The following is a 1,308-nucleotide window of genomic DNA, read 5'->3' as shown; positions in this document are numbered from 1 at the left end:
GGTTCTTCACGGAATCCCGGGAAACATAGAAACAAGAACGCCGATTTGGTTGATGATGTTCGTGCGAGCAAACACATCTAACAAACCGGCGTTCTTATGCGCGATATTAATACTTTCCTTCCTTTTTGGGAGGGCTTTTCTGTCGTTACGATCAAGCCTGAGGGTGATGCCCTCCAGATCGACCTGACACCCCACGCCACCCGATTCCCTTCCTGTGGCGGGTGCCAAAAACCCTGTTCAACGACGCATGAGTATTGCGAGCGAGTCATTCGTGATTTGCCGATTCTCGGTCGTGCAGTGCGCCTGAGCGTTTTGCTCCGACGCGTTGGTTGCCGCGACTGCGGCAAACGCATGGAGGCCGTCAGTTGGCTGGATCGCTATGCGCGCATGACGCGGCGTCTGGCAGAGGCAGTCATTCAAGCCTGTGAACGCCTTCCCACGCTACACGTGGCGCAGATGTTTGGGCTGCATTGGGAGACCGTTCGGTTGCTGGAGCGTCGAGCCTTGCAAGCAGCATTGAGCGTGCTGCCAAAGGCGCAACCGCGACGTTTGGTGATGGACGAGTTCGCATTGTTCAAAGGTCATCGTTATGCCAGCGTTGTTCTGGATGCGGATACGCGACGGGTGCTGTGGATCGGCGAAGGCCGCAGCCGAGCGGCGGTCAGGCCATTTTTCGAAGAGCTGGGGCCAGAGGGGTGCGCCCGAATCGAAGCGGTGGCAATGGACATGAACACCGCTTTTGACCTGGAGGTTCGTCAGCACTGCCCAAAAGCGCGAGTGGTCTATGACCTTTTCCATGTGGTGGCCAAATATGGCCGAGAGGTGATTGATCGGGTTCGCGTCGACGAAGCCAATCGACTGCGTCATGACAAGCCGGCCCGAAAGGTCATCAAGCAGGCGCGTTGGCTGCTCCTGCGCAACCCGCAGAACCTGAAAACACCGGAGCAACAGGTCCGCTTGGAGGATTTGCTGGCGGCTAACCAAGCGTTGATGACGGTCTATTTGATGAAGGCCGAACTCAAAACGCTCTGGGCGCCAAGTACCGCCTGGGGCTGGAGATCAGCCTGGAAGCAATGGCTGCGCCACGCTCATGAAAGCGCGATACCGGCTCTGATCCTGTTCGCCAAACGGCTAAAGGGTTACTGGCGGGGCATCGTCAGTCGGGTTCGCTGGCCGATGCACACGGGTCAGCTGGAAGGCATAAACAATCGAATAAAGGTCATCAAACGGATGGCGTACGGTTACCGGGATAGCGAATTCTTTTTCATGAAGATCAAGAGCGTGTTTCCCGGCAATCCGTGATGAACC

At 56.7% G+C, this 1,308-nt stretch carries 1 protein-coding gene; it reads left to right on the top strand.

Going from position 1 to position 1,308, the window contains the following annotated elements:
* The first annotated feature begins 96 nt into the window (after window positions 1–96).
* Window positions 97–1,302, top strand: coding sequence for an ISL3 family transposase (locus tag ACKJSM_RS28615; protein ID WP_236196986.1), 1,206 nt, complete (start codon window positions 97–99; stop codon window positions 1,300–1,302).
* The last annotated feature ends 6 nt before the right edge of the window (window positions 1,303–1,308 follow it).

The sequence above is a fragment of the Pseudomonas sp. PHC1 genome (genome assembly GCF_046487845.1).
GTDB lineage: Bacteria > Pseudomonadota > Gammaproteobacteria > Pseudomonadales > Pseudomonadaceae > Aquipseudomonas > Aquipseudomonas sputi.
This window is presented reverse-complemented; position numbering and strand designations above follow the sequence as displayed.